Consider the following 578-nt stretch of genomic DNA (forward strand, 5'->3'; position numbering starts at 1 on the left):
GCCGCCAGGGTGCGCAGCCGGGTATAGATGTCCTGAGCTGCTCTCAGGTTATCGGATCCCCCCATGACCTGAAGCAGTCTGCCCAGAGCCAATTCGATCTCCCTGTCATTACTGGGGGTATTCGGCTGCCACCCGGCCGCCTGGGTGCGCAGCCGGGTAAAAATCTCCAGGGCTGCTTCCAGGTTTTCTGTGCCCCCCATGACCTGAAGCAGTCTGCCCAGAGCCAGTTCGATCTCCCTGTCACTACAAGGGGTATTCACCTGCCCCCCGGCCGCCTGAGTGCGCAGCCGGGTAAAGATGCCCTGAGCTGTTCTCAGGTTTTCCGTGCCCCCCATGAGCTGGTGATGTCTGCCCAGTGCCAGCCCATTGGTTTTTTCATCATTAGGAGAGGTTGAGTATTTTTCATAAAGGTGTTTAAAGAGTGGTAAAGCTTCCATTAAATGGCCTCTCGCCTGTAAAGCCCTGCCTTTTGCCATTATCAATCCTTTGTTGTTCTGCAAGCCCTTTGAAAGAGAGTTAATAAACTCAATACATCCATCAAAATTGTTAAGAAGAAACAGACATCTGGCTTTTAATTG

The 578-nt window shown here is 52.2% G+C and carries 1 protein-coding gene; it reads right to left on the reverse strand.

What is annotated here, in order from left to right:
• On the reverse strand, positions 1–476 hold a 476-nt coding region (locus tag E1189_RS01135; protein WP_155158279.1), incomplete at its 3' end, for a hypothetical protein.
• Between the last annotated feature and the right edge of the window lie 102 nt (positions 477–578).

It is taken from the genome of Parendozoicomonas verongulae (genome assembly GCF_009711465.1).
GTDB classification, from domain to species: domain Bacteria; phylum Pseudomonadota; class Gammaproteobacteria; order Pseudomonadales; family Endozoicomonadaceae; genus Sansalvadorimonas; species Sansalvadorimonas verongulae.